Annotated in this window: 2 protein-coding genes; both read right to left on the bottom strand. The window is 54.7% G+C overall.

Features of this window, described 5'->3' with window-relative positions:
* Positions 1–178 precede the first annotated feature (178 nt).
* Complete coding sequence (locus tag AC3G88_RS29300) at positions 179–667, bottom strand: DUF6714 family protein (protein WP_488894480.1); 489 nt, start codon at positions 665–667, stop codon at positions 179–181.
* The gene (locus tag AC3G88_RS29295) at positions 657–3,086 is read right to left on the bottom strand and encodes a DUF6531 domain-containing protein (protein WP_488894481.1); all 2,430 of its coding nucleotides are present in this window, start codon (positions 3,084–3,086) and stop codon (positions 657–659) included. Before AC3G88_RS29295 ends, AC3G88_RS29300 begins: the two co-directional genes overlap by 11 nt.
* Positions 3,087–3,728 lie beyond the last annotated feature (642 nt).

Raw genomic sequence — 3,728 nt, 5'->3', positions numbered from 1 at the left:
TCCGGCCAGACTCTGCCATTGCGCGTGGATTCGCGAGCGTCCGTTGTGCAGTCACGAAGCGACGCCAACTAAGGCTGCGGTCGCTCATATTACGCCTCGACATGAAGGTGAAGGAGTAACTCCGATGAATCGTCTGACTATGGAGCGCGCCATCGAAGCATCCTTTAAAGGCGAACAACTAATTCCACAAACCGCTCAGCCCTGCGTCCGCGGCATGCCATTCGGCGCTCTCGGGGCCACTGCTCTCCTTGGTCAACTCAAGGAACGAAACAATGGCCTCTACCTGTTCTGCAGCAAAGTTCATGCGGTACTCCTTCCAGTCAGGGCGAGGCTCATACTTGGGATTATCCGGAAGCAGAGCGTCCAGTGCCAAGTACGAATAGTCACTGTCCTGCAGAACTCCTATTAGGAGCGAAGGCAAATAGTATTTGAAGTAGTCAATTCTTGTAGCGCGACGGATGGAAGAAGGACTTATGCTGCGGATCCAATGGTCAAGGGAAATTTCCGTCCACATGCGCCCATTGAACTTCTGAACATCATCGTCCACTTCGTAGTTTGTGATGCCATCATCCCGTCTATGTCCCGACGGAATGGGGATGATACCGAACGCCGCACGAATAGTTGACTTCACCTGTGCAGATCGACGTGCGTATTCGTTAGAGTCCATTGCAAATTTCCACCTGTTGTACGACTTTTACCCAATCCCTTTGATGTTCCTTGTCCCCGCCACGGAAGCAAACGTTCATGATTTTGCGCCGGGCATTTGCGCAAATCTGTAAATCATCGCGCTTTGATGCAAGTACGGCCGGGACATCACCAGCTTTACAGTACTTCTGCCCTGTCTTGCAGGATTGATCCACATTATTCTTCAGCTTGATGTATTCGTCGTCATCGCAATCCCCCGGAGGCGTGCTCTTATCGAAAGCAGAAACGACAGCTTCAAGCACTTCTCCACATGCCTTTTGAACCTTCATCAGGAACTGCATAACGTACATACCCGGCGCCGCCTTTTCCGGTCTAAGACTTGGGTCAAGATCAACCGCAGCGCTTGAGCTAGGATAAGGTGGCATACTCTGCCCCGGATGAATTGGTGGCGTGTATGGGTTAGGAGATGGAGCAACCTGGGCGTGTGCAGAACTGATGATGCCGGCGAGCCAGTCTCTTAACCACCGTACGACCGCATTCCAACCGGACGCAACGCGGTTTGACACGGAGGCAAGTGTCGATTCCGAGTTACCGCTGACCGAGAAAGGGCTAGCGAGGCTCGAATCGGCGAGCGGCTCTGATATGGTGATGTTGTCCAAAATCTGGATTAACCGGTGAGCAGCGTCGTAAGTGTAGCGCGTCACTTGGTTATACGGGCCACTGATGCCGACAAGCTGCCCTACGGCGTCATACTCATACTTGGTCCGGATACCATCAATATCGACGTCGGTCATGCGGCCGCGCGCGTCGTAGGCGTATTTGATCCGCGATCCGCTGACATCCACGGCTTCAAGCAACCTGCCCGCTGCATCATATTGCACGGCTGTGCCAGTCTGTCCCGCCATGTTCGTCACCGAAGCCAGGTTGCTCTGGGCATCGTAAGTGAAGGTCCATTGGCCAGTGACCGTGTCCCCAAGCTTATCGACGGCTGTCGCCACCAGGCCGTTTGCGTCATAGGTCCAAGTCGTGCTCGTCACGTCGCCGGACGGCTGGGCGTTGAGCCCTTGGCTGCCGTTGGCGTCGTTGGTCGGATACCAGCCGTACGTCAGCACCTGTCCCTTCGCATCGTAGCTGAAATAGTCGACCCGCCCTGGCGCTGCCACCTTCAGCGGCAGGTTCCACGTCGGATGCCACTCGGTGGTCGTGGTCTTTGCGTCAGCCGTGCCGTAGCCTTCGACGCGCTGGGTTTCCCGGCCAAGGGCGTCGTAGGTATAGCGCGTCTCCTTGTCCGCAAAATCCCTCCGGCTCGCGACATTCCCCGCCGCATCGTAGGACACCGCCTTGGCGATGTCTCCACACGCAGGACAGGCGGCGGAGGCGCCGGTGGCGCGCAACACGTTCCCCTCCAGTTCTGAGGTGAAGGTGCGACTGGTGCCGTCCGCGGTGGTGACAGAGGTCTGGCCGTTGCCGAGGAAGCTGAGCTGGAATCTGTCGACGCCCCCGGCGTGCTCGGTGCTGGTGGCGCGGCCCTGAAAGTCGTAGGCGTAAGTGGCGAACCGAATTCCCTTCTCATCTGTAATGCCCGTCAGGGCCCACGGATACTGCGCATTCTCGTAATGGTATTGGCGTTGCGTGCCGTCGGCATACGCAATTGCGATGAGCATGCCATTGCTGTCGTATCCGTACTGCACGATCGACGAATCAGGCATCGTCGCAGACTTAATTCGTCGCCACGCGTCATATGTGAATCGGATAGTTTGACCAAATTGTTGGCGCACCTCAATTAACAAATCTGGTGCCGGCGCAACCGTTGTGGACGTGCTTAGGTTGCTGTATTTGAGTACTGTAGACCAACCATTTCGCTCCCGCACCAGAAGCAACTTGCCTTTGCCATCGTAGTCTTCAATGCGATCGCCTCTACGATCATAGAGGCGAAAGCCCGGTCCCACTCCGCCTGCATCCGAAACAGCGGTAACTTGCTCGCCTTTTCCGCCTACGGCCGCCCAGACGCCATTGCTAAAAGCGAAAGTCGTTGTCGATCCATCGCCACGCAGTGCAGACAATGCGGGCGTCCCCTCAAATAGCTTCGACACATCAAGTCGTCGTTGCCATTCGTGCATCCAGCGAGAATCAAATCCGAATTTCGGTCCAACCGCATACCTAGAACGGTAAGTGCGTCTCAGTGACAACGGCTGTGGTCCGGATCCAACGTAGTCAGTCTCTGTCTGCTGCTTCAGACCAGATCCGACAGAACACGGATTGCCGACGCTGCAGCTTTTCTCGTCAACTTCATTGACCGGAATTTTCGTTCCCGGAAAATTCGAGTCGCCACATTGTTCAGCTACAGGTTTTCTCGTATCCGGTCGGCCGCCATTCGCGCACCAATCTACATAGTAAAATGAACCATTACTCGTTGTCCCTGTTTCTCCAGTCGAATTCATGCGCCAGGAAACATTACATAAATTTGTAGAGCCCGGATAAGTCGACGAAGTCACGGTTCGAGTAAAGCTGAGCGACTCTGAGAACAGCCATGGCATGATGTCCGTACAGAGTTGAGCGGGTGTTGACCGATACCACTGTGGGCGATTTGCAACCATGTTGTTCGCCTGCAGGTAATACCATGTCGCTGTTCGCTCCGCATTTACCTCCATGGGATAAAGCAATACTAGAACCGTGATCGCGGTCATGAGCGTATAAACGGCGCGCCGCATCGTCTCGACCTTCCGACGCAAGCCGTCAAACGAATACCTCTGCTTTCGACTCCAAGCGAACATGATTCGACCCATACCTTTATTTGCGACCGTTATTAGGTGGCATTGATTGATTTTGAGATCGAGTCTAAACAAAGTAGTGTTACGTCATGTATCGCATGATTCACATCAGATATAAATAAAATTGAGATCCGATACGCACTTTGGGTGCCCATTTCAAATAGCGAGCCTTGTTGCCGCCGCTGTTTGTTCGGCAAAGGGCATCGGCACTGTGGGCGGCGCAAATGCTGGCGCTGTCTGCATTTCATGCGACGGAATTCCGCTCAGTTTCCGCCGTTGACGGCCGGTATGGCCAACGACGCAGATGGGTCG

The organism is Cupriavidus sp. 86D6 (assembly GCF_057815095.1).
This window is presented reverse-complemented; position numbering and strand designations above follow the sequence as displayed.

What these genes read in the sequence shown, in the direction of transcription:
- AC3G88_RS29300 (WP_488894480.1), bottom strand. Translation starts at nt 667, where the DNA reads ATGGACTCTAACGAATACGCACGTCGATCTGCACAGGTGAAGTCAACT.
- AC3G88_RS29295 (WP_488894481.1), bottom strand. Translation starts at nt 3,086, where the DNA reads ATGAATTCGACTGGAGAAACAGGGACAACGAGTAATGGTTCATTTTAC.